Source organism: Paenibacillus sp. FSL H7-0756 (assembly GCF_038006765.1).
Lineage (GTDB): Bacteria > Bacillota > Bacilli > Paenibacillales > Paenibacillaceae > Paenibacillus_AQ.
The window spans coordinates 569,858-594,034 of sequence record NZ_JBBOVT010000003.1; the positions used below are offsets into that span (position 1 = coordinate 569,858).

24 protein-coding genes are annotated in these 24,177 nt (G+C 54.0%); 21 read left to right on the top strand and 3 right to left on the bottom strand.

All coding sequences use genetic code 11. The features are described 5' to 3' along the window. Positions 1-110 precede the first annotated feature (110 nt). The 5 genes from NST04_RS28290 (at position 111) to NST04_RS28310 (ending at position 5,357) form a co-directional block, all read left to right on the top strand. Entirely contained in the window at positions 111-392 is a 282-nt protein-coding gene (locus NST04_RS28290; RefSeq protein WP_036697455.1) for a CopG family ribbon-helix-helix protein, read from the top strand. 3 nt (positions 393-395) lie between these two features. Then, positions 396-746 carry a type II toxin-antitoxin system PemK/MazF family toxin gene (locus tag NST04_RS28295; protein ID WP_036697332.1) on the top strand — a complete coding sequence of 117 codons (351 nt, stop codon included), beginning with the start codon at positions 396-398 and terminating at the stop codon, positions 744-746. 196 nt (positions 747-942) lie between these two features. Further along, on the top strand, positions 943-1,551 hold the full coding sequence (locus NST04_RS28300) for a TetR/AcrR family transcriptional regulator (RefSeq protein ID WP_341187232.1): 609 nt from the start codon (positions 943-945) through the stop codon (positions 1,549-1,551). A gap of 71 nt (positions 1,552-1,622) precedes the next feature. After that, positions 1,623-2,834, top strand: a complete 1,212-nt coding sequence (locus tag NST04_RS28305) for an MFS transporter (RefSeq protein WP_341187233.1) — start codon at positions 1,623-1,625, stop codon at positions 2,832-2,834. Between the two features lie 318 nt (positions 2,835-3,152). After that, positions 3,153-5,357, top strand: coding sequence for a Tex family protein (locus NST04_RS28310; RefSeq protein ID WP_445667973.1), 2,205 nt, complete (start codon positions 3,153-3,155; stop codon positions 5,355-5,357). A 366-nt stretch (positions 5,358-5,723) separates the two neighbouring features. Here NST04_RS28310 and NST04_RS28315 read toward each other — a convergent pair whose 3' ends face one another. Further along, positions 5,724-6,695 carry an S-layer homology domain-containing protein gene (locus NST04_RS28315; RefSeq protein ID WP_341187235.1) on the bottom strand — a complete coding sequence of 324 codons (972 nt, stop codon included), beginning with the start codon at positions 6,693-6,695 and terminating at the stop codon, positions 5,724-5,726. A 344-nt stretch (positions 6,696-7,039) separates the two neighbouring features. Between NST04_RS28315 and NST04_RS28320 the strand changes: the two genes are divergently transcribed. The 4 genes from NST04_RS28320 to NST04_RS28335 are packed head-to-tail and all read left to right on the top strand — an operon-like array spanning position 7,040 to position 11,588. Next, positions 7,040-8,674, top strand: coding sequence for an ABC transporter substrate-binding protein (locus NST04_RS28320; RefSeq protein WP_341187236.1), 1,635 nt, complete (start codon positions 7,040-7,042; stop codon positions 8,672-8,674). 28 nt (positions 8,675-8,702) lie between these two features. After that, the gene (locus NST04_RS28325) at positions 8,703-9,656 is read left to right on the top strand and encodes an ABC transporter permease (RefSeq protein ID WP_445321983.1); all 954 of its coding nucleotides are present in this window, start codon (positions 8,703-8,705) and stop codon (positions 9,654-9,656) included. Positions 9,657-9,668: 12 nt separating this feature from the next. Continuing rightward, positions 9,669-10,598: a carbohydrate ABC transporter permease gene (locus NST04_RS28330; RefSeq protein ID WP_341187237.1), complete on the top strand. Its 930-nt coding sequence runs from the start codon at positions 9,669-9,671 to the stop codon at positions 10,596-10,598. A 54-nt stretch (positions 10,599-10,652) separates the two neighbouring features. Next, the gene (locus NST04_RS28335; protein ID WP_341187238.1) at positions 10,653-11,588 is read left to right on the top strand and encodes an AraC family transcriptional regulator; all 936 of its coding nucleotides are present in this window, start codon (positions 10,653-10,655) and stop codon (positions 11,586-11,588) included. Positions 11,589-11,944: 356 nt separating this feature from the next. Here NST04_RS28335 and NST04_RS28340 read toward each other — a convergent pair whose 3' ends face one another. Both NST04_RS28340 and NST04_RS28345 read right to left on the bottom strand, forming a co-directional pair. Next, complete coding sequence (locus NST04_RS28340) at positions 11,945-12,940, bottom strand: S-layer homology domain-containing protein (protein ID WP_341187239.1); 996 nt, start codon at positions 12,938-12,940, stop codon at positions 11,945-11,947. Between the two features lie 77 nt (positions 12,941-13,017). Beyond that, entirely contained in the window at positions 13,018-13,857 is an 840-nt protein-coding gene (locus NST04_RS28345) for an aldo/keto reductase (protein WP_341187240.1), read from the bottom strand. A gap of 748 nt (positions 13,858-14,605) precedes the next feature. Here NST04_RS28345 and NST04_RS28350 point away from each other — a divergent pair. From NST04_RS28350 to hemW, 12 genes are all read left to right on the top strand, one after another. Further along, a complete protein-coding gene (locus NST04_RS28350) occupies positions 14,606-15,223 on the top strand; it encodes a winged helix-turn-helix domain-containing protein (RefSeq protein WP_341187241.1) in 618 nt (205 codons plus the stop codon). 120 nt (positions 15,224-15,343) lie between these two features. Then, the gene (locus NST04_RS28355) at positions 15,344-15,799 is read left to right on the top strand and encodes an SRPBCC family protein (RefSeq protein WP_340756364.1); all 456 of its coding nucleotides are present in this window, start codon (positions 15,344-15,346) and stop codon (positions 15,797-15,799) included. Between the two features lie 8 nt (positions 15,800-15,807). Next, positions 15,808-17,130 carry a beta-ketoacyl-[acyl-carrier-protein] synthase family protein gene (locus NST04_RS28360; protein ID WP_341187242.1) on the top strand — a complete coding sequence of 441 codons (1,323 nt, stop codon included), beginning with the start codon at positions 15,808-15,810 and terminating at the stop codon, positions 17,128-17,130. Next, positions 17,127-18,374: a beta-ketoacyl-[acyl-carrier-protein] synthase family protein gene (locus NST04_RS28365; RefSeq protein ID WP_341187243.1), complete on the top strand. Its 1,248-nt coding sequence runs from the start codon at positions 17,127-17,129 to the stop codon at positions 18,372-18,374. The genes NST04_RS28360 and NST04_RS28365 overlap by 4 nt, the downstream gene beginning before the upstream one ends. A 60-nt stretch (positions 18,375-18,434) precedes the next feature. After that, positions 18,435-18,653: a phosphopantetheine-binding protein gene (locus tag NST04_RS28370; RefSeq protein ID WP_341149271.1), complete on the top strand. Its 219-nt coding sequence runs from the start codon at positions 18,435-18,437 to the stop codon at positions 18,651-18,653. After that, positions 18,650-19,030: a holo-ACP synthase gene (gene acpS, locus NST04_RS28375; protein ID WP_341187244.1), complete on the top strand. Its 381-nt coding sequence runs from the start codon at positions 18,650-18,652 to the stop codon at positions 19,028-19,030. Before NST04_RS28370 ends, acpS begins: the two co-directional genes overlap by 4 nt. A gap of 20 nt (positions 19,031-19,050) precedes the next feature. Continuing rightward, a complete protein-coding gene (locus NST04_RS28380; protein WP_341187245.1) occupies positions 19,051-20,250 on the top strand; it encodes an MFS transporter in 1,200 nt (399 codons plus the stop codon). A 10-nt stretch (positions 20,251-20,260) separates the two neighbouring features. Continuing rightward, the gene (locus NST04_RS28385) at positions 20,261-20,641 is read left to right on the top strand and encodes a cupin domain-containing protein (protein ID WP_341187246.1); all 381 of its coding nucleotides are present in this window, start codon (positions 20,261-20,263) and stop codon (positions 20,639-20,641) included. A gap of 50 nt (positions 20,642-20,691) precedes the next feature. Next, the gene (locus NST04_RS28390) at positions 20,692-21,657 is read left to right on the top strand and encodes an amidohydrolase family protein (RefSeq protein ID WP_341187247.1); all 966 of its coding nucleotides are present in this window, start codon (positions 20,692-20,694) and stop codon (positions 21,655-21,657) included. A gap of 8 nt (positions 21,658-21,665) precedes the next feature. Further along, a complete protein-coding gene (locus NST04_RS28395; protein WP_341187248.1) occupies positions 21,666-22,427 on the top strand; it encodes a cyclase family protein in 762 nt (253 codons plus the stop codon). 53 nt (positions 22,428-22,480) lie between these two features. Then, a complete protein-coding gene (locus tag NST04_RS28400) occupies positions 22,481-22,789 on the top strand; it encodes a TIGR04076 family protein (protein WP_036723289.1) in 309 nt (102 codons plus the stop codon). A gap of 16 nt (positions 22,790-22,805) precedes the next feature. Continuing rightward, positions 22,806-24,173 carry a radical SAM family heme chaperone HemW gene (gene hemW, locus NST04_RS28405; protein WP_341187249.1) on the top strand — a complete coding sequence of 456 codons (1,368 nt, stop codon included), beginning with the start codon at positions 22,806-22,808 and terminating at the stop codon, positions 24,171-24,173. The last annotated feature ends 4 nt before the right edge of the window (positions 24,174-24,177 follow it).

Below are 24,177 nucleotides of genomic sequence, written 5' to 3' on the forward strand. Positions count from 1 at the left end.
GGATGCAGCATACTTGATATACTGGCGGCATATATTCCTTGTATAAAATTCCTTGTATATTGTAACACTGGAACACAAGGGCAGATAGGTTTGTGGGGGTGGAAGAGAAGGTGGCCAATTTGCAGAACACCAAAAGAATCATGATCAGCTTGCCCGATCATCTCTTGCAGGAAGTAGATGGGATCGTTCAACTGGAGAACTCTAACCGTAGTGAATTGATCAGGCAGGCCATGAAGCTGTACTTGAGCGATCGGAGGAAACGTACCATCCGCGAGTCCATGCAGCGGGGCTATATGGAAATGGCTAAGATTAATTTGACCATGGCATGCGAGGCCTTTCTCGCAGAGGAAGATGCAGACAGTACTCTTGGCCGCTTAGTAAGCGGGGTGTAACTATTGATTGTTAAACGCGGCGACGTTTTTTTTGCCGACCTTTCACCGGTTGTGGGTTCTGAGCAAGGTGGAGTAAGGCCGGTACTGATCATTCAGAACGATATTGGCAATCGTTTCAGCCCGACTGTGATTGTGGCAGCTATCACTGCCCAGATCCAGAAGGCCAAGCTGCCGACGCATGTCGAGATTGATGCAGCAGCGCATGGCTTTGACCGGGATTCCGTGATTCTGCTGGAGCAGGTTCGTACCATTGACAAGCAACGCTTAACGGATAAAATCACCCACCTGGACGATGAGACCATGAAGCTGGTGGATGATTCGCTGCAAATCAGCCTGGGGCTGATTGATTTCTGAACCCTGCGGGGATATAACATCAACCATCGTAACAAAAGGCAGGCCGGATAGATTCCGGTGCTGCCTTTTTTGGCGTTCGTCCATATATACTTATTGATATACCCGAGGATAGATGAGTATGGATGATGGGGGTTGTGTGTGGAGATAACTGCGTGTTATAATCAGACCGATCGGTCGGTCTAGAGGAGGGTTAACAATGAAGGGACGCTCAGATGGAGAAGAAACGAAGAGCCGGATTCTGGAGCATGCGACCAGTTTATTTGCGCAAAAAGGCTACGGTGCTGTAAGCATGAACGAGGTCTGCACAGCCGCGAAGGTCAGCAAGGGCAGTCTGTATCACCATTTTCCGGGCAAGGATGAATTGTTCCTGTACGTGGTGGAGGTGGATACCCTGAAGTGGCTCAAGGAGTGGGAGGAGCTGCGGAGCGGGATTAGCGGAACAGAAGCCCGTCTATACGCGCTTGGGGATCATTATGCAAAAGATATCCAGAATCCGCTGATTCATGCCCTGGAGGAATACGGAAGATCTCATACGCTGTCGGAGGAGATCCGTGAGCGCCTCTCACATATTTTCGAATCGGTGACAGAGGCCTGCCGTGTACTGCTGCAAGAGGGGATGGATTCCGGTTATTTGATCCGTGGTGATCTGGAGAACTATGTAATCACGCTCAGCGCCATGCTGGAGGGAATCAGCCGGGTCCATGAGATCACAGGGCGGACCGATACCCCGGAGACGATCAGGGCATACTACCGTGCGGGAATTAAGATCCTGCTTCAGGGGATAGGTTCCGGGAAGATGGAGTAATAAATAGAGATCATTAATGAGTTACAATCAGAGCTTATAGCAAGCCGAGAGATATACGGAGGGAAACACCAATGTCATTACTGTTAAAAAACCGGGGAGCGATGCTGCTCCTGATGTTGAATATCTTTTTGGCGTTCACGGGGATTGGGCTGGTTGTCCCTATTATGCCTACCTATATGAACGAGCTGGGCATTGGCGGAAGTGTGGTCGGACTGCTGGTGGCAGCCTTCTCGCTGACGCAGCTGCTGGTCTCGCCCTTCGCCGGAAGACTGTCGGATAAGATGGGCCGTAAAAAAATCATCGTCGGCGGTCTGGCCGTATTTGCCTTCTCGGAGCTTCTGTTCGGTCTGGCCAATGCCTCCTGGATGCTGTTCGTATCCAGAATGCTTGGCGGTATCGGTGCCGCGATGATTATGCCTGCGGTTATGGCTTATGTGGCAGACACCACTACCTCGGAGGAGCGGGCCAAGGGCATGGGCTTCATCAACGCAGCCATTACCACAGGCTTCATCATCGGGCCGGGCATCGGCGGCTATCTTGCGGAGCTGGGCATCCGCGTTCCCTTCTTCGCCGCTGCGGGAGCGGCTGCCATTGTTGCGGTTATTACCTTGCTGGTTTTGCCGGAATCGCGTTCAGCGGAGCTGCGGGAAGAAGCAAGAACGATGGAAGGGAATAGCGATAGCCTAATCATGCAGCTCATGCGCTCGTATCGCGAGCCTTATTTCTTCGGATTAATTATTGTATTCGTGTTGTCCTTCGGACTGGCCAACTATGAGACGGTATTCGGACTGTTCGTAGATCATAAATTCGCGTTCACCCCTAAGGATATTGCGTTTGTCCTGACGTTCGGCTCTATTGCCGGGGCGGTGGTGCAGATTACCGCATTCAGCTGGATTCTGAACAAATTCGGAGAGAGCCGGGTCATTTCCGCCTGTCTGATGATCGCGGGCCTGTCGATTCTCCTGACGCTGTTCGTGCATGGCTTCGTGGCGATTGTATCTGTGACCTTTGTTGTTTTTCTGGCTATGGATATTCTTCGCCCGGCGGTCGGCACCCAGCTGTCCAAGATGGCAGATGATTCGCAGCAGGGCCTGGTGATGGGAATGAACTCCGCGTATACGAGCCTTGGCAATATTGCCGGCCCGATTGTGGCGGGTGTCCTGTTCGACCTGGATATTAATTTCCCTTATGCGGTGGCTGCGCTCGTCTTGTTCATCAGCTTCATACTGTCGGTAGGCTATGCCCGGCGGAGAAGAAGCAAGCAGGTTACTGCGGTGCGCTAGCACATCATCATATTTCATTTGAACAAAAGTATGCGGAAAACCGAATACAATCGCAATGCGCTAGTGCGAAGGTAATTTGTCAAATATATGCGGAAAATCGGTTTCGTCTTACTGATCAGGTTCACGAATTTAAACCTGATGCTATACTAGCATGATGGCGGCTGCGCTATCCCTGAGGGGACGGTGCGGCCGCTTCTTCTTTTGTATGGGGCAAACTTTGGTCCTGCGGCAAACTGTGATAGTATTTCAATAGAGAGCTATGAACTCAGACTGTGTATAGAAAGAGGGATCTACTTGAGCGTTGATACGAATCAGGCGGTGAAGGCGGCGGAAGATGCCGCTGCCCGTCAGGAGCAGGAACTGATACTTGCAGCGATTGCGAAGGAGCTGAGCATCAGTCTGAAGCAGGTAAGAACTACGGTGGGGCTGCTCGATGAGGGCAACACCATTCCGTTCATCGCCAGATACCGCAAGGAAATGACCGGGGAGCTGGACGAGAACGTCCTCCGCGATGTCGAAGAACGGCTCGGATATCTGCGTAACCTCGGCGACCGTAAGAAGGATGTGATCCGCAGCATCGAGGAGCAGGGCAAGCTTACTCCTGAGCTGCAGGCGAGTATCATGAAAGCTGTGAAGCTGCAGGAAGTGGAGGATCTGTACCGTCCGTTCAAGCAGAAGCGCAAGACACGGGCCAGTGTCGCCAAGGAGCGGGGACTCGAACCGCTGGCGGATTGGGTCATGGAGCAGAGGCGCCAAGGAGTTCCGCTGGAAGAGGCTGCGAAGTATATCGATGCGGACAAGGGCGTAGAGAGTGCCGAGCTGGCGCTGCAAGGGGCGATGGACATCATTGCCGAGAATATTGCCGATGATCCGGCTATCCGTTCCTGGGTGCGCCAGTATACAGCGAGTCAGGGGATTCTGGTCTCCGAGGCCAAGGATGCCCAGCAGGAAAGTGTATACGAGAATTATTATGCATACCGGGAGCCTGTGCACCGGATGCCGCCGCACCGTATTCTCGCGATCAACCGCGGGGAGCGGGAGAATATCCTCAAGGTCGGCATCGAGGTGGTGCCGGACAAGATTCATGCGTTCATTATCCGCAAGCTGGTGAAGGGGCCTTCTCCGGTCAAGGAGCTGCTGGAGGCAGTGACCGAGGATGCCTACAAGCGGCTGATTGCGCCTTCCGTTGAGCGCGAGGTGCGCGGGGAGATGACAGAGAAGGGGGAGACGCAGGCGATCTCCATCTTCTCAGGTAATCTGCGCAGCCTGCTGCTGCAGCCGCCGGTGAAGGGACGCCATGTTCTGGGCGTCGACCCGGCCTACCGCACCGGCTGCAAGCTGGCCGTCGTGGACGATACCGGCAAGCTGCTGGAGGTGGCGGTCACGTATCCGACGCCGCCGAACAACAAGAAGCGCGAGGCGGCGGCCAAGTTCAAGGAGCTGATCGCCAAATATGGCATCCAGCTCATTGTAATCGGCAACGGCACCGGCTCGCGGGAGACGGAGCAGTTCACGGCCGAGGTGATTGCCGAGGTCGGCGACCCTGAGCTGGCCTACCTGATCGTTAACGAGGCAGGGGCCAGTGTGTATTCGGCCTCCAAGCTGGCGCAGGAGGAGTTCCCGGATCTGGATGTGGCGGAGCGCAGCGCCGCCTCCATCGCCCGCCGCGTGCAGGACCCGCTCGCGGAGCTGGTCAAGATCGATCCGAAGGCCATCGGTGTCGGGCAGTACCAGCATGATGTGTCGCAGAAGCATCTGGAAGAGAGCCTGAGGGGCGTCGTGGAGTCGGCGGTTAACCATGTCGGTGTCGACGTGAATACCGCTTCGGCCTCGCTGCTCTCCTATGTGGCAGGAGTGAATACGACGATTGCCAAGAATATTGTGAAGTTCCGCGAGGAGAACGGCAAGTTCACTACGCGTAAGGCACTGCAGAAGGTGCCGCGCCTGGGCGCGAAATCCTACGAGCAGTGCATCGGCTTCCTGCGTATCCCCGGAGGGGACAATACGCTGGACCGCACGCCGATCCACCCGGAGTCTTACGCGGTGGTGGATAAGTTGTTCCGCGAGCTGGGGCTGGATGTGAAGCAGCTCGGCAGCAAGGAGGTTGCAGAGCAGCTAAGCGCTCAGGATGCGGAAGAGCTGGCGGTGAAGCTGGAAGTGGGCGTGCCTACGCTGCGCGACATCCTGGAGAGTCTTCAGCGTCCGGGCCGCGACCCGCGTGAGGAGCTGCCACTGCCTATCTTCCGCAAGGATGTGCTGAAGATGGAAGACCTGCTGCCCGGCATGGAGATGCAGGGCACGGTACGCAACGTAATCGACTTCGGAGCCTTCGTCGATATCGGGATCAAGAACGACGGGCTGGTTCATATCTCCCAGCTTAGCGGCAGCTATGTGAAGCACCCGATGGATGTGGTCTCCGTCGGCGACAATGTCACCGTATGGGTACTCGGCGTGGATGTGAAGAAGGGCCGCGTCAGCCTGACGATGCGCCAGCCGCGCGAGGCGGCGGGCAGCGGGGAGTAGAAGTAGAGACTTTACGGACTCAGCGGACCTTATTTGGCTGAAATCGGCGTTTTGCGGACCGTTGTGGACTCAGGAGCCGTTAATGCAGGCTTCGAAGCCTGTAAGTAGGTCTCACAGCCTCATTAGCGTCTTCTGAGTCCGTTTAGGGTGACAAAAGGGGCTTTTCAAGCAAATAACGGCCTCCTGGTCCGCAAAGACCGGAGGCTCAAAAATCAAGCTGTGCTTTCCTTCAGCAGGATGGCACAGTTTTTTTGCGAAATGGAGCTGATATGGCAGCGCTTGGGGCGGTGTACGAGCACAAAGAGCGCACCAGACCGGATATCCGGCGGTGCGCTCTTTGTGATGCATCTAGTTAGGCGGAGGCTGCTACTTTGTGACTCTGGAAGCAGCCGAGGTTGCCGAGCCAGGTGCAGCTTGTGCTACTGCGGTATAGCCTTCCGGCAGATAGGTGACGGCGGTGCCTGCCGAGATGACCTGGGGGTTCATGGAACCGGGCTTCGGTGAGGTTACCTTGAAGTAGATCACTGCGGTTTTGTCAGCGCCGAACTCAATCCGCTCAATGACCAGGCCATATCCCGGGTTCGGCAGATTGGATACGGTCACCGTAGCTTTGTTGACACCAGCGGCGGCTTTGTCCAGTGTAACAGCGGCATCATAGGTGCTTGACGGAGCTGAAATGTTCTCATCCATCATAATCACTTCCTTCACGAATTTGGCGGCATCGTAGACCAGGACGGCAGCTTCTGCACGGGTCACCGGCTCGTTCGGACGGAAGGTATTGTTCTTCTCCAGCATGACCAGTCCGGTGTTGATCAGAATCTGCAGACTGTTCATCTCCGCAGCGGATAGCTTGCCGCCGTCCGTAATGTTGGCATACATCTCCGTATACGCGAAGTCCCCTTTGTTCTGAAGCGCCTGAAGCAGCAATTGTGCGAACTGGACCCGTGTCATCACAGCATTAGGGTCAATAGACCGCTCCAGCGGCAAGCCGCTTTCTTTGGCCTTCAGGAATGCGGAGGCATACCAGGCGGTGTTTTTTACATTGTCAAAATAATCGCTGGCCTTCTTGCCGGAGGGGAGCTGCGGAGCAAGCTTCAGGCCGCTTACCATGAACTGCACGCCTTGCGCATACGTAAGGCTGGACTTTGGCGCGAACTTGTCGCTGGTCACTCCGTTAAGGATGCCCTCCTGATGAAGGGCATTGATTTTGGCTTCGGCCGCATGGCCCTTCAGATCCGAGAAAGCGGAAGCCGGTGACCCGATAGCTAAGGTTGCCGCCAGAATGCTGCAAGCCAGCGAGATTTTGGCCGTGTGCATCCGGGTTAATGTATTCTTCATTATACCTCACCTCTTATCCTCATAGATGGGATTCAGGAGCAAAAGGTTGCAGCCAATCACTCCATAGCTGGAATTATTATTCTCTATCCCGCCAGCGGTGATTCCCCGTTGTCCAAAACAATTCATCATGTGTCAATTTTCACCTACCGGAAGTCGAATCTTCGCCTGAATTCAGCTGCTATTGCAGTCAAAAAGGTCAATATACGATGATTAAAAGGTAATATACGGTGAGACAGGGTGCAGAAGAAAAATTATAATAATGATAACGCTTTCGTGAATATGGCGACGAAGGAATGGCTTGTATTACCGATCATTTATGAATTCCTACTAAGGGGGTAAGTCAAATGAGAAAAAAGAGTATTCTAGCCTTGGTGCTGGCAGGCTGTCTGGCAGGACTATCACTCGCAGGCTGCAGCAGTAAGGGGAACAGCTCAGATGTGGGGAATGACAGCAGCAACACGCCGGAGGGGAAAACAAAGCTGAAGGCGATTATCGTGAAGCATTCACTGACCAAAGATGTCACGCAAATGAAATGGCTCGCTGAAATAGAGGAGAAGGCGAATGTCGAAATTGAATGGCAGCAAATCTCTGCGGACTGGGATCAGAAGAAGAGTGCCCTGTTTGCCAGCGGCGAAATCCCGGATCTGCTGTTCAATGCGACCTCAAATTCCGATTTTGTGCAATTCAACGGATTATTCGAGGATCTGGGTCCGTTGATTGAGAAGGACGCTCCTAATATTCAAAAGATGTTCAGCGAGCACCCGGAATTGAAAACGCTTGCTACACAGATTGACGGGAAGCTCTACGGCACTCCGCGTTATAAGGGCATCTGGCCCGGCTCCACTGCCTCGATGTTCATTAACAAAACCTGGCTCGACAATCTCGGCCTTCAGGTGCCTACGACCTGGGATGAGCTAGAAACTGTGCTGCTTGCCTTCCGCGATGGCGACCCGAATCAGAATGGGGACAAGACGGATGAGATTCCGATGGACTTCAACCCGATTGGCTGGGACTTCACGCCGAAGCTGCTGCTGGGCAGCCTGGGGCTGCCTCTGTCCAACGGAGCGAGCGACGGCTATTTTACAGAAGGGGCACAGGTTAAGAATTTCTATGTAGATGAACGGTTCAAGACGCTCATGCAATTCCTGCAGAAGCTGTACAGCCAGAATCTGATCAGCAAGGAAGTGGTCACGCAGGATTACTCCAAATATCAGTCCGTTGCCCGCGGGAATGGAACTACGGCTAAGGTCGGATTCACCTGGGGCTGGGAGACAGGGGACCGCTTCGGCAACGAGTTGAAGGATCAATATGTTACCCTGCCGCAGCTGAAGCAGCATGCAGATTCTACGAATGAGCTGTACTGGAGCAATGACTACTACTACCAGAATTACGGCTCTAATGCGGTGTCGGTCAGTGCCCGCTCCAAGAATAAGGAAGCTGCGATGCGGTTCATTGATGCTTTTTATGAGCCGGTTGTCAGCTTGCAGGTTCTGTTCGGCGGGATGAATGACACGGATAAGGGAATCAAGGATAACGGGGATGGCACGTATGCGATTCTTCCTCCGGCGGATGCATCCCTCGACCCGGGCTCGTGGAAATGGACGAATTCGTTCGCCGATAACGGCCCGATGTACATTGCTGATGCACTGAAGGACAAGGTGACGCTTGGGTCCGATATGCAGAATGTGCTGAAGGAGAAGGCCGTCTATGATGAGCTGCTGAACAAGGCGGACGAGAAGAGCAATGTCTATCCGCAGAACTTCATGAAATACAGCACGGAGGACACTAACACCCTGGCCATGAATCAGGCGAACGTCAATAATATCACGGATCAAAAGTGGGCGAACTGGCTGACCACCAAGGTTGACATTGAGAAGGAGTGGGCGGCGTATGTAGCCTCAGTCAATAGCTCCGGTCTTGAGCAGAACCTGCAAATCCGCCAAAAGGCTTATGACGAATACCTCTCGACCTTGAAATAGTGGACTCGAATGGAAGGGGCGCTCCCAAATGAAACCAGCACAGACCACGGTGCCGCATCAGACGCTGCGCGGGAACGGATGGCTTCGTAAGCAGGCGGGGCATTATCAGCTATGGCTGATGGTGCTTCCTGCGGTCATTTATATCGCCATTTTCTGTTATGGTCCGATGTACGGTATCCAGCTTGCTTTTCGTGAATTTGATTTCAGCAAAGGACTGACGGGCGGGGAATGGGCCGGACTCAAATATTTCGAGCAGTACTTCAACAGCCCGATGTTCTGGCCTACGCTGCGAAATACGTTTATTATTGCCTTTTTCTCCATCCTGCTGGGCTTCCCGATGCCGATCCTGCTGGCGCTGGTGGTCAACTCGATCCGCAGTAACAGACGCAAGCGTATCCTGCAGACTACGGTGTATATGCCTTACTTCATTTCCACCGTTGTACTGGTCGCACTATTGCAGATTATGCTGTCTCCTACCACCGGTCTGATTGACGGCTTCCTGAAGGCGCTGCACCTGATCCCTGCGGATACGAATCTCATTGGTGACCCCGGCGCCTTCGTCCCGGTGTATGTCATCTCTGCCATCTGGCAGGCCTGCGGCTGGAACAGCATTATCTTCATCGCCGCCCTGTCCTCGGTGGATGCGCAGCAATATGACGCCGCCCGGATTGACGGGGCAAACCGCTGGCAGACTGTATGGCATGTCGAGATTCCGGCGATCCTGCCGACCATTATTATTTTATTGATTATGAATATGGGCAGCATACTCAGTGTAGGCTTCGAGAAGACTTTTCTGATGCAAAATAGTCTCAACAAGCCTGTCTCGGAGGTCATCTCCACGTATGTCTTCAACGTGGGCGTGAAATCCAACCAGTTCAGCTTCGGTTCAGCAGTCGGACTATTCAATACCCTGATCAACTTCACGTTCCTGATGCTGGCGAATGCACTGGCCAAAAAAACTTCAAAAATCAGTCTGATGTAAGGAGGAAATGGGATGTCAAACAGTCAAGCCGCTCATTCGCAAAAGATACAGCATTCGGGCGGTATCGCAGACAGGCTGTATACGCTGGTGGTTGCGGTTATAAGCATCGCAGCGTTCATTATGGTCGCGTACCCGCTGTATTTCATCATCATAGCTTCCGTCAGCAATTCTACCATGGTGAATCAGGGGCAGGTTATTCTATGGCCCAAGGACATTAACCTGTACGGCTATGAGCAGATATTCAAGGACACCCGGATCTGGCAGGGGTATAAAAATACAATTATCTACACGGTGCTGGGCACGCTGCTCAATCTGCTGGTCACGCTCCCTGCGGCGTATGCCTTGTCCCAGCGGAAATTCCGGGCACGCAGGTTCATTATGCCGCTGTTCGTGATCACGATGTATTTTGGCGGGGGAATGATTCCCACCTATCTGCTGATCCGTGACCTGAATCTGCTGAATACGCCTTGGGTAATGATTGTGAACGGCGCCATTAGTGTATACAATCTGATTATTACAAGGACCTTCTTCGAGACCGCTATACCGGAGGAGCTGCAAGAAGCGGCTACCCTGGATGGCTGCTCGCATTTCCGCTACTTCATCTCGGTGGTGGTTCCGCTGTCCAAGGCGGTGATCTCCGTCATCACGCTCTACTATGTGGTGGGTCACTGGAACGACTTCTTCAACGCTCTGCTCTATATCAATACGGATAGCTTACAGCCGCTGCAGATCGTCCTGCGCAATATTCTGTTATCCAATCAGGCGTTTGCGGGCGGAGCCGGATCAGGTGCCGGGGCCGGTGCGGGCAGCTATGCCCAGCAGTTCGCGGATCAGATCAAATATGCGGTCATTATCGTATCGACGGTGCCGGTGCTGATTATCTATCCGTTTATCCAGAAGTACTTCGAGAAGGGTGTAATGATCGGTGCAGTGAAGGGCTGAGTGCATAGCTGACGCTGCGGCAGTATCCGGTGGGCCGGGAGGGAGGGAACCTCAGTGAAAAAAAGTCTTGAACTGCTCGATTCCATCGGCGAACCCGTATCTCAGGATATGAAGGAAAAGCTTATTCATGGCAGCAGACAATTCCGTATGAGCGTGCATGTAACCAAGGTAGCTAAGGTGAATAATCTGGTGCTGTACTCCCACTGGCATGAGGAGCTGGAGCTGCTGTTCATGATTAAGGGTACGGCCAAGTTCCATGTGGGACAGGAGAAGCTGGTCGTCCAGAGCGGAGAGGCGGTCTTCATTCAGCCCAATATGCTGCATTCGGCGATCCGCGTGGATCAGGAGGAGATTATTTTCTGCGCGGTGCTGGTGCACTTCAATTTCCTCTCCAGCCTGGAGAGAGACAAGATTCAGCAGCAGTTTGTATCCCCGCTCTTCCTCGACAACCGGCGTTATCCGCTGCTGATCGGGCGGGAGCTGGAGGAGAAGCTGCGGCTTATCCCACTGCTGGAGGAGGTGCGTGATCTCTATCAGCAGGAGTCGCACGGCTATGAGATGCTGATTAAGGCCAGGCTGTTCGAGGTGCTGTATCGGCTGGAAAAGTGTGCGGCTGAGCATCCGCGGGCAGGACTGCCGGGGCAGTCCCGGGGCGGCAACAGCTCGATGCTGGCCAAAAAAACGCTAGCCTACGTCCAGCAGAACTACAGCAAGCGGATCACGCTCTCCGATATGGCTCAACAGGTCAATATGAGCCCGTCGTACTTTTGCCGCTTCATGAAGAAGCAGTTCGACCTGTCGCCGATGGACTTCCTGAACGAATACCGGATCTCGGAGGCGGTCAGCCTGCTGGAGACCACGGATAAGAAGATCATGGAGATCTCCGGCATAACCGGCTTCAGCAATGTGAACCGGTTCACGGAGATGTTCAAGAAGACCTACGGCTGCCGGCCAATGGATTACCGGAACCGGCTGCGGCAGAGTAAGTAGGCGTACAACAAGAAGAAGCTGTGCCAAAAGCCATGAAAAGGCTCCTTGGGACAGCTCTTTATTGCGGAGTAGGATCAACGTGGGCACTTGGGTGGACGCTCCGCGAACGAAACGTTGTTCCAATCGCTGTGCTCTCCAGATTTTTTTCATTCCCCTATTCGGTGAAAATCCGGAGACCAAGGCGACCGCTGACGCTTTTACACAATCGTTCCGTTCTCTCCACTGTTTAAGCGGTATACGAAATACCCAACCCTAATAGACAGAAAGCAGCGATTCTCCAATAACGGAAGAATCGCTGCTTTTGTAAAGTTTTTGAGGGATTTATCTACCTCTAGATAGAGAGTACGTAGAAAATCTTACTTCGCTGGAGCCGATGGCTCAAGCCAGCGCGAATCCATTACAGGCTCAGCGGTTGCGGTGTAGCCTTCAGGCAGGTAAGTGGATACCGTGCCTTTGGTAATGACTTGCGGATACATTTTATCCGGGTCAGGCAGGGTTACCTTGAAATAAATTACGGCTTTGGTGGCGCTGGTGAATTCGATACGCTCTACTGTCAGGCCGTAACCGGGGTTAGGCAGATTGTCAACGGTGATGGTGGCTTTGTTGACGCCTTCCGCGGCTTTGTCCAGGACTACATCGGAGACGTAATTGTTAGCCGGAACCGGCTCCGGCTCAGAAGGCTCATTGCCCGGATTGTTCGGCGTAATCACCCGGTCGGCGAATTCAGCGGCATCATGGATCATGACAGCGGCTTCAGCGCGGGTAATCGCATCGGACGGACGGAATTTTCCGTTATCCAGTGTGAGCACCTTCGTATTCAGCAGCACCTGCAGGCTGTAATTCACCTCTGGAGTAAGCTTATCGCCATCCTCAATCATGAAGAACATTTTAGTTACAGGGAAATTACCCTTGCTCTGCAAGGCTTGGGTCAACAGATGGGCGAATTCTGCCCGGGTCATCGGTGCATTCGGGTTGATATCCTTTGCCAGTGTCAGGCCACTCTGCTTCGCAAGGGCGAAGGAGGAGGCGTACCAGGCATTATCTTTTACATTGTCAAAAAGCTGGCTGGCCTTAGTACTGCTGTCGGAACCGGCTTTCGGTGCAAGCGCCAACCCTTTTACAAGAAACTGAACGGCTTGCGCATTCGTCACTTTGGCATTGGGGGCAAACAGGTCGTTCGTAATTCCGTTAATTACACCAGTGCTATGCAGTGCATTGATCTTGGTTTCGGCTGGATTTCCCTTGAGGTCCGAAAAGGCAAATGCGGACGCTCCGAAGGATAAACTGGCAGCCAGGATTCCGCACGCGATGCTCATTTTTTTTGCGTGCTTCGTTAGATTAGTTGGTTTCATTGTGCATCACCTCTATATACTCAGATGGTTCTTTACGGCGAAAAGTTGCAGTTGTCCGAAAAATAATATTTAAAAACTTAGGACAACGGGATAAACCGGGTGGACCACAGGTACAATTTATTTTGCGGATCGGTAAATCCTCTTTTATTCTGATCCAGGGCTGCGATTCTCTTCATCTCTTCATCGGACAGGGAGAAATCAAACAGCTCCAGATTCTGTTTCAGCCTTGCAGGTGTAACCGACTTCGGAATCACAGCGATACCCCGCTCAAGGTTCCACCTCAAGATAACTTGCGCCGCTGTCTTATCATATTTGGCTGCCATTTCGGTGAGTACAGGGTGGGCAAGCATCTCCTGGCTACCGTGTCCAAAAGGGCTCCACGCGACATGCTGGATACCGTGTCCCCTCATATAGTCATGAAGCGGCCCTTGCTGGAGCAGCAGGTTCGTCTGGATTTGATTCACTGCGGGGACAATCGTCCCCTGCTTCATGACCTTGTCCAGATGCTCCGGCTCAAAATTGGACACCCCGATCGCCCGGATCTTGCCCTCCTTGTATAAAGACTCCATGATCTGCCAGCTTTCCAGATAGTGCTTGGCCGGCCAGTGGATCAGGTAGAGATCGACATAATCCGTTTGGAGCTTCTGCAAGCTTTCTTCAAAAGCTTTACGGGTCTTTCGCCCCAGGTCCGTGCTCCATACTTTGGTCGTAATAAAGAGCTCGCTTCGATTGACGCCCGATTTCTGAATAGCCCTGGCGATCAGCTCCTCGTTGCGGTAAGCTGCTGCCGTGTCCAGATGCCGGTACCCGCTGCGGAGCGCCCATACTAAAGCGTCTTCATGATTGTCTTTGATGTTATACACACCGAGACCCACCTTCGGCATCTGGACTCCGTTATTCAAAACGAAATGTTCCATTTCGCATCTTCCTTTCCTTCTAAGTTCAGATAACAATCCCTCTTGGTGAACGATTATAGCATAAGAAGGCAACGAATCATCATTGGGAAAGAAAATCGAGACGGATGTACTTCGTAGGATTTTGAAGGGGAAATATAGTTCTGCAGACGGCTGATTGTATTTCCTGCAATAGAAAACTCATATTTGACCGTGAAATGTGATTCTATTGTATTTCGTACAGTAGAATATTGCATTTTGGGCGAAAGATGGCCTTTGTTCAACATTCTGTTGTCTCAAATACAATAGAATCTATTTGGAAGCCTTTTTTACAGCATTCTATTGTACAAACTACAGTTGCTACCGTTCCAGCGTAGTCGCATGCTGATGGTACGGTGCCGCCATTATGTTACCAGCGATATGCTCAAGTGTATTCTGTACAACTAAATCGTCCACTGTAGCGTCTAATTTCCATTTAGTTGTAAAACATACACTTAAGTAAAAAAGAAGCGGAGGGGAAGTTTGGAACTGGATTATCACACAATGCCAAACTTTTAAATTGTTCATTTTTCGAATAAGAAACTATGATATTTTTCCTTTTTAATCCCATAAAATACTATATTATAGGAAATGTAATCTTGGGGAAACAAGCTTATTTGAGAAGAATGGGATTGGAGAGAAGTTCATGCGTGTTGCGCTGGTGTGTTGTGCAGATTCCACAGAGCCTTGTGAGGATTGCAGGTTTAAGAGTGTTCATTCTTTTTTTGCACAGGTGTACGGTTGTAAGGTATTACATTTCAAGGAGCTTGAGGCGCTGGTCGATATTGTGAAGGAAGGTCTCCGGCTCGATGGTGTGGTGATCAGCACCCCTAACTTCAACCCGGGCTTCATTCACACGATGCAGTACCTGCAGGAGATGCTTACGCTGAGAATATTCTTCATTGTAGAGGAGATCAGCGCGCACGGTACCCCTGTCCCCTTTCCTTCCAATCATATGTACATCAGCAGCTTTGAGCGTTACGGCTTCCAGGAGGAATTGTTCAGCCGGTTGCGCTGCTGGTTCGACGAAGGACTGGGCCTCCCCGCACACCACACCAGACACATCAAGGATATCGCCCTTCATCTGCACTCCAAATCCCTGAAGGTCGGAGAATTCGTCATTGAGCTTACCTGTAAAGAGTTCGAACTCCTGGAGCTGCTGCTGGAATGCCAAGGCCAGTACATCCCCACCGAGCAGATTCTGCACCAGCTGTGGGACAGGTATACCTCCCCTGAGATTGTGAGGCAGTACGTATACAAGCTGAGGCACAAAATCGAGATCATCTCCGGACGAAGCGACATCATCCTGTTTCGCCGGGGGATCGGATATTCGGTGAACCCATTGATCTGACAGAATTCTGTCAGGTCTTTTTTTATAACTGTAAATTAACGCAAGCTTAACAGCCGGGTTATGTCCCCTTCCGGGCTTAGGCGTTACGATGTCATTAATACGAATGGGGAGGCAGATGAAGTGGCAACGATTCAGAACAGTATCTGGATTCATGCAGACCGGATCACCGTATTTGAGCGGACGAATGATATTGCGCACTGGACAGATTTATTCACGGAATACAAGGAGACGCGGGTGCTGGAGCAAGGGGACGCCTACATCCGGTTTGAGCTGACGACACATCCCGAGGGGAACCGGCCTTCGCGCACATGGGAATCGGAACGCTGGCTGGACCGGCCGAACTTCCGGATTACGGCCAGACGCCTTGCGCCGCTGCTGCCGTTCAAGCATATGAATCTGGAATGGCTCTATGAGGAGAAGGACGAAGGGACATACATGACTTGGATTCAGGAATTCGAGGTAGATCCGGCAAGCGGGCTGACCGGGGAGCAGGTGGAAGCGCATCTGAACCGCACGACCAAGGAGCAGATGGCAGCGATCAAGCATAATATCGAGAAGCAAACGGTTCGGAGCTGAGGGCTTACATGGAGAAGGTAACGGGTAGAAGAGTCGTAATCACCGGAATGGGGCTGCTTACCCCGCTGGGGAATACGCCGGAGCAGTTCTGGAGGAACAGCCTGCAGGGCAAGGTAGGATATGACCGCTTGCAGGGCTATGAGCATATAGCGTTAAAAAGCCGTGTTACCGGCACAATACCGCAGTTCGAGCATTTGGGCCGGACAGCCGATGAAGCGCAGCGGGCAGGCATGGGGCGGCCGGGTATTCTGGCGGTCAACGCCGCGAGAAGGGCGGTTGCCGATGCGGGGATTGTGTTCACGAAGGAGCTGCGGGAGCGTTCCGGGGTCTGCATCGCCAATGCGATTGCCGATACCCCGTTCTCGGAGCAAACCTTCCTGCGGATGACGGAGGGCGGGCAGGGGCCGATTGATCATGGACTCTGTCAGGAGGATTTGTACCGCAAGGGCATGTTTTCTTATATTGCCTTCGAAGTGGCGCATGAGTTCGGACTTCAGGGGGAGGCGCTGGTCATGTCTACGGGCTGCACGGGCGGCATTGATGCGGCCGGTTATGGATATGAGTCGATTACAGCCGGGGAACATGACGTAATGATCTGCGGCGCAGCGGAAGCACCGGTCAGCTCCATGACCATTTCCTCCTTCGATGCCATTGGTGCGTTGACCTCTAAGTTCAACGATGATCCGCAGCGGGCTTCGCGGCCGTTTGAGAAGAACCGCAGCGGCTTTGTTCTCAGTGAGGGCTGTGCTGTTGTGGTGCTGGAGGAGCTGGAGCATGCGCTCCGGCGGCAGGCGCCGATCTATGGCGAGGTGACCGGATTCGCAAGTACGAATAACGCTTTTCATATGACCGATCTGCCGCAGGACGGGGAGGCGCTTAGTCTGACGATGAACGAGGCGCTGGGCCACGCGGGCCTGACAGCGGAGGACATTCAATATATCAACGCGCATGGAAGCTCGACTCCGCAGAATGATGCTTTTGAGACCGCCGCTTATAAAAGAACGTTCGGAGAGCTCGCCTACTCCATCCCGATCAGCTCCACGAAATCGATGGTAGGCCATCCGCTCTCAGCAGCGAGTGCCATTGAGATTGTACACTGCCTGCTGGCCTTGAACGAGGGATATATCCCGCCAACCGCGAATCTGGACGAGCCGGACCCGGCCTGTGATTTGAACTATGTACCGAAGCATGCGATACAGCGCGACCTGTACCATATTCTGACCAATGCCAGCGGATTCTCCGGCATTCACTCCGCCATGATCCTGGCAGCGAACGAATACAGTAATCAGGCGGGCAAGCTTCAGACTGAACAATGGATGTGCAGCCTATGAAGAATACAGTATTCGTAACCGGAGTAGGAATGGTGGGGCCGTGCGGGAATAGTGCCGGGGCCTTCTGGGAGGGACTCCTGAGCGGCCGCAATTATATGACTCCGCTCCAGCTTGAGCATACAACCGGAGCGGCCCCTCCCTTCGCGGGACAAGTCAGCGGGATGGAGCCGGAGCGGGTCATCTCGAAACGTCTGCTCAAGAAATGCTCCCGCTTCTCTGTGATGTCGATCCTGGCTGCGAAGGATGCCATGGATGATGCGCACTGGGAGCTGGATCAGATGAGCCGCGAGCGGATCGGCATCTTCGTCGGCAACAATTCCGGGGGCTGGGAGAGTGCCAGAAATGGCCTGCGTGTCCTGCACACCGAGGGGGCGCCCTTCATTGATCCGAATCTGGCGAGCAACTGGTTCCCGGCGGCGGCACAAGGGCACATGTCCCTCGCCTTCGGCATCAAAGGCTACAGCAAGACTGTGATCGCCGACCGGAGCAGCGGTCTGCTCGCCATTGCCTATGCGGCCAGAGCCATCCGCAGCGGGATCATCGATGCGGCCATCGTGGGCGGAGCCGAGACGCCGCTTGATCCGTGGGCGTTGTCCTTCTATAACACGGAGGGGCTGCTGAATCTGAAGGCGGATCGCCCGCAGACGGCATACCAGCCATTTGTGGAGTCGCGGAGCGGGATGACCCTGGCTGAAGGAGCCGCGTTCCTCTGCCTTGAATCGGAGCGTAGCCTTCAGAAGCGCGAGGCCTCCCGCCGGGTGAGGGCAAGCATCCAGGGCTTCGGTTTTACCAACGACGGTCAGGCCGCAGCCCCGCCTGAGGAGAGTGTAGCGCAGTGTGCCAGGGCGATCCGGCTGGCGGTCGGGCATTCGGAGACGCAGCCGGAGAGAATCGGCTATCTGTCGCTGGACGGGGCGGCCTCTGCCCGGGAAGACGGAATTGAATGCTCGGCCATTCAGGAGGTGTTCGGCAGCAGCGCAGCAGATAAGTGGGCGGGCTGCCCTAAGACCGTCTTCGGCAACACGATTGGAGCGGCAGGGGCGTTCGATGTCGCACTGAGCGTGCTGGCCATGAATCACGGGGAGCTGCCCGGTCTTCCGTATCTGGCGGAAGCGGTGCAGGACAATGGCTTGAACTTCGTTCCGGGGATCAGCAGCCGGACCGCTGTGGAGTCTTCGCTGATTATATCCAGAGGAAGGGGTGGTGTCTCTTCGGCACTGGTTGTGAACAAGGAAGAGCTCTGAACCGTGAATTGTTAAGCAAGAAGCGTAAGGCCTATTAACTCTAACGGGAGGGTGTATCTAATGGTATTCGAGAAGGTAAAAGCGATCATTGAGGATATTGGCATTGAGGAAGAAATTACGGAATCATCGCGGCTCTATGACGATCTGGCGTTGGATTCTACAGAGCTGGCGCTGGTCTCTACAGCACTATCCAAGGCTTTCGGCATCTTCATTGAGAGCCGGGTGCTCAAGACTTATTCTGTAGCGCAAGTGATGGAAGCCGTTGCCTTGAAGGCATGATCAGAGGAATCGGCATGGATCTGGTCAGCATCAGCTTCGTGGAGCAGATGCTGGCCAAGTGCGGTGAACTCTTCATCCAGCAGTACTATTCATTGGAAGAAAGGGAACTGTTCGCCTGTAAAAAAAGACATGCGGAACAGTTCCTGGCCGGCAGATTCGCCGCTAAAGAAGCGCTGCTGAAGGCCATCGGCACCGGAATGAACTGTGAGCTGGACTGGAATGAGCTGGAGTTCCTGAGCCTTCCCAGCGGCCAGCCCTATCTGGTCCGCAGCCGAAGACTGGAGTCTTATATACAGCAGCAGGAGAGCATCCACGTAAGCATTAGTCATCACGGTGATTATGCTGCTGCATTCATCATTATTGAGAGCAGTCAATGACTGTGAGGAGGACGAATCACATGAGCAACAACAAAATATTCACACTACTCGCCATCAACATTCTGCTTGTATTCTCTATTATGGTCAGCATCTTCCCAATCGCACCCCTGATCAGCAGTGATCTCGGCATGACCTCCGGCGAGATTGGAACCATAGCGGGTATTGCCTCGCTGGTGATGACCTTTCTGTCCATTCCGTCTGGTGTCTTCGCAGACAGGTACGGGCGGAAGAAGATTATTATCGCCTCCATGGCATTATCGGCAGTGGCTGTATTTATGGTGGCTGCATCCCACGGAGTGCTGCTGTTCACGGCTGGATGGCTGCTGTTCGGCTTCGCCAGAGGGTTCGTGTCCACGCCGATCTTCGCGGTGGTGATGGATGTGTGCAAGCCCGAGGAGCGGGGCCGGGCGATGGGTATTGTGTCCGGGGCGATTGGCGCCGGTTCGGTGCTGGGGTATGTGCTTAGCGGGCTGCTGAGTAATTATTTCGGCTGGCATACCTCCTTCGCGGTGCTGGCTTCACTGCTGCTGCTGTCTACGCTAGTTACCACAGTGCTGCTGCGGGAGACCGGAGTCAAGAATACAAGCCGGAGCATCGGGCAAGCCTTCAAAAGCTCCTTCAAATGGCTGGGCGTCCGCGAAATTCTGCTGGCAGGCATTGTGGGAACCCTGTGCTTCATGGTAGGTGTCTTCACTACCTTCCTGGTGCCGTTTGCGGCTAAGGAACAGGATATCTCGCTGGTGCTGCTCAGCCTGCTGTTCATTCCGTATGAAGCAGTAGCCTCGTTCGGGGCGGTCTTCATCGGCTGGATCTCGGATAAGGTAGGCAGACATGCGCCCCTGATCTGGGCCCAATCGATCTGCGTGGGAGCGCTCGTGCTGCTGTATGCGCTGGACTTCAACCCCTGGCTGCTGACCTTCGGCTATGCGCTGATCGGGCTTACGGAAGGGCCGATTATTACCCTGGTCAACACGATTATTACGGATAAGGTAATCAAGATTAATCCGATGGAAATGGGTGCGGCCTTAGGAACCTTCCGGACCCTTCAGGGAGTCGGGATTGCATTGGGGTCTACGCTGGGCGGATTCTTCTACAGCCGGATCGGAACGCATCCCAGCTATCTGGTGGCCGCCGGACTCATGGTGCTGACAATTCTGATCTCGCTGAGTCTGGGCAAAAAGGAAAAAGCAGGTGTCACCGAATATAAATCTGCGGGATAAGGGGTGCAGTATGAATCAGGTGAAAGTGAATACAGTGGTCCATATGGAGGAGGTGCCGGTGGTTCATGCCAGAGGCGGGCAGATGCGTGTGCTGGCGAGTCCGGTGACTGTCGGGTCCACCCAGCTGATCATGGGCCATGTTCTGCTTCAGCCGGGAGAAGAGATCAAGGAGCATCTTCATGATTACGGCGAAGAGAATGTCTTCGTGATCCGGGGCCGGGGAACAGCGTTCATCGAGGATATTCCGCATGCCATCCGGGAGAATAGCCTGTTCATTGCGCGCAAGGGTGAGCGGCACCGGGTAGTCAATGAGGGTCCGGGCGAGCTGGAGCTGGTCTTCGCCACGGCGCCGCTGGCCCCCAGGCCGGAGATTGGGCACAGAGAGGTCTAACCTCCCTTCTAGGCAATACCAATTCTAAGCAAAGTGGTGAGAAGACAAACGTGAAGAGTGATCTTGTGATTGTTGATACCCATGCCCATTTCGCCGTCAAGGAGAATAAGAGCCTGGAGCTTAGTCTGGCCGGAGCCGGGACGGTCCCGGATTACAAGAAGCAGAAGGGCTTCGATGATTTGCAGTATTTGAAGAAGATGGTGGGGGCCACGCAGGAGGACTTCGTCGATGACAACAATCTGCTGGAGGATTACCTCGCCTGTATGGACGAGAACCAGATTGCCATGAGCTGGGTTCATCAGCTTAGCTTCGAGGATGTCTACGGCTATGAGGTGCTGTCCAATGAGAAAATCGCCGAGGCGGTCCGCGCTCACCCCGACAAGCTGCGCGGCTTCGCCAGCGTCAATCCCTATAAGGGGAAGGAAGCGCTGGCGGAGCTGGATTATGCCATTAAGACGCTGGGCATGCAGGGCTTCAAGCTGAACCCGAATGATTACGGGGGCTTCGTCCTGAATGACCAGGGGCTGCTGTATCCGCTGTATGAGCGGTGCAGCGAGCTGGGGATTCCGGTCAGCGTGCATACCGGGATTACGCCGGGCAGTATTTTTCGGATGAAGCATAATTACCCGATTCTGCTTGATGATGTTGCTGTGGATTTTCCGGACCTGACCTTGATTGTGGAGCATATGGGCCATCCGTGGAATGACCTGTGCTATTACATGGTCGGCAGACACGACAATATGTATGTGACGATCACGGCGGTAGCCAATATCCTGATTCACAATAACCCGAAGGTATTCCGGATGGAGCTGGCCAAAATGATCTCGGTCTGCGGCAGCCACAAGATCCTCTGGGGCTCGGACTGGACGGTCACCCCGAACATCGCCGAGGTACTGAATTATATGCAAAAGGTAGTGATCCCGCTGCCCATGAAGCTGATGATGGGGGTGAAGGAGATCAAGCGGGAGGATGTCCAGAACATCCTGGGACGTAACGCACTCAGAATTATGAAGTAGGTGAGAACTTGGCAGTCCAGTTCATTGATTTAAGTGTGCCGATGGAGCAGAATCCGGGCGAGCTGGCCCCGTACGGGTTCGAGCAGACCGGACATCAGGAGGGGGCAGACCGCTTTGCCCGCCAATTCGACGGGAGCCGGAAGGACTTTCCGGGCGAAGAGTTCCTGAACATGGAGATGATCACCGCGTCCACGCATACCGGGACCCACTTCGATGCCCCCCTGCACTTCGGCTCCACGAGCGAGGGAGAACCGGCAGCGTCCATTGACGAGGTCCCGCTGGAATGGTGCTTTGGCGACGGGGTGGTACTGGATTTCACCCATAAGCAAGCAGGAGAATCCATCGGGCAACAGGATATTGAACAGGCGCTTGAGCGGATCGGGTATACACTGAAGCCGCTGGATATTGTGCTGATCCGTACAGGTGCGGACCGGCACTGGGGAACCCCCCGGTATCTCACGGATTATCCGGGCATGAGCAGGGAGGCTACAGCATTCCTGACCGGGCAAGGCATCCGGCTGATGGGCATCGACAGCTACGGGTTCGACCGTCCGTTCAAGCATATGATCAGCGATTATAAGCGGACCGGGGATAACGCCTATCTGTTCCCCGCCCATTTCTGGGGACGGGAACAGACCTATTGCCACATGGAACGGCTGGCGAATCTGGACCGGATTCCGGTGGCGTACGGGTTCAAGATCGCTTGTTTTCCGATCAAGATCAGGCAGGCCGGTGCGGCCTGGGTACGGGCAGTGGCGATTATTGAGTAGCGTATTACAGGTTAAGTGAAACGAATCACATAATCCAAGAGGAGGAATTAGGGATGAATTATGAATTTGAGCTTAAGGTTACGGGTGTTAAGGGGCATTGCCGGGCAGGACATAAGGAAGGGGATATTATGAAGGTCTCCCCGCTGAACGCTGGCAATCTGTGCGGAACGGCATTTCATGCGGTCTTCCCGATGCTGCTGGCGCTGAACATGGATGCGAAGCTGCCGTGGGACCCGGAGGGCAACATTGTGCATTCGGCCTGCCCGGATATGCGTAACCAGATGACGATGGAAATCCGCCGTATCCCGGTGGAGCCGTCGGAGGATTCTCCTTATGCCGGACGGATGCTGCAATCCAAATGAAGGGAGGCTGCTCCAGATGAATAGAGCGAAGCCATACGTTGAAATGTTCAAGGAGAGAGATTCGATCTGCGTCTCGCATTACCCGGTGCCCGTCTCACAGCACACAGAGCCTGAGGTCCGGGCGTTGATGGAGCTGGATCAGGTGAATACCAAGGATACACCGGTAGCGCTGTATCTGCATATTCCCTTTTGCGATGCGACCTGCTCGTTCTGCCCGTTCAACCGCTATCTGAAGCGGCAGGATCAGGTGGACCGCTACCTGGACGCTGTCCGGCAGGAGATGGACAGCTATGCAGCTACGCCATTTGGCAGCAGTATTACGGTCTCCTCTATTAATCTCGGCGGCGGAACACCCTCCTGCCTGTCCTCGGAAGAGCTGACCGGACTCCTGCAATACTTGAAGCAGTCCTTCCGTGTGGAAGAGGAGGCCATGATCTTCATCGAAGGCAACCCCCGGAATTTCACAGCTGACAAGCTGGAAGCCTTGGCCTTGCAGGGGCTCAACCGGATCAGCGTGGGCGTGCAGACCTTCCAGGAGGAGCTGGCCGAGGTGCTGGGGCTATACCACAGTGTGGAGGATTCCTTCGGGCTGGTGAAGAATGCGCGTAACAGCGGCATTGAGAATGTCGGGATTGATCTGATGTACAATCTGCCGGGCCAGACGCTGGATCAATGGCGGGCGGATATTCTCACCTCCATCGAGCAGGACATTGATCATATCTGCGTGATTTCCTTCTGTGTGGTGCCGCATACGCAGATCGCCTCGCGTATAGCGGACGGGAAGATTCCGGGCATAGGGGATGTCTACCGGGAGATTGAGCTGTATACCATCGCCAAGGAGATGCTGCTGGAAGCCGGATATGAGCAGTACAGCGTGATTGATTTCGCCAAGCCGGGCAAGACGGACCGCCACGCCACCCTGTACTTCTCGGAGCAGGCGCATATGATCGGCATTGGCGCGGCTGCTTTTGGCATCATTAACGGCTATATGTATATCAACAGCGGCAATCTGAATGAATATATGACCCGCGTGCAGGACGGGCTGCTCCCGGTCAATTGCGGGGAGAAGGCCGATGAGCGGGAGCTGGCGCACGGGGCCATGGCCAAGGGCCTGCGGATGCTGTCCGTTAACCGTGCCGGGTTCGTGAAGATGTTCGGGAAAGAGCCGGAGGAGCTGTTCCCGGAGACGATCGAACGTCTGGTGCAGGACGGGCTGCTGATTCAGGATGCGGAAGGGATTCGGCTGACGGAGGACGGTATTATATGGGGCAACAATGTGAGCAAGCAATTTTTCTCCGCCAAATATGCGGATTATGGGCTTCAACACCGGATGAAGCTGGCCAAGGGACGCCCGGTGCAATCGGTACAATCGGTACAATCATAAGGAG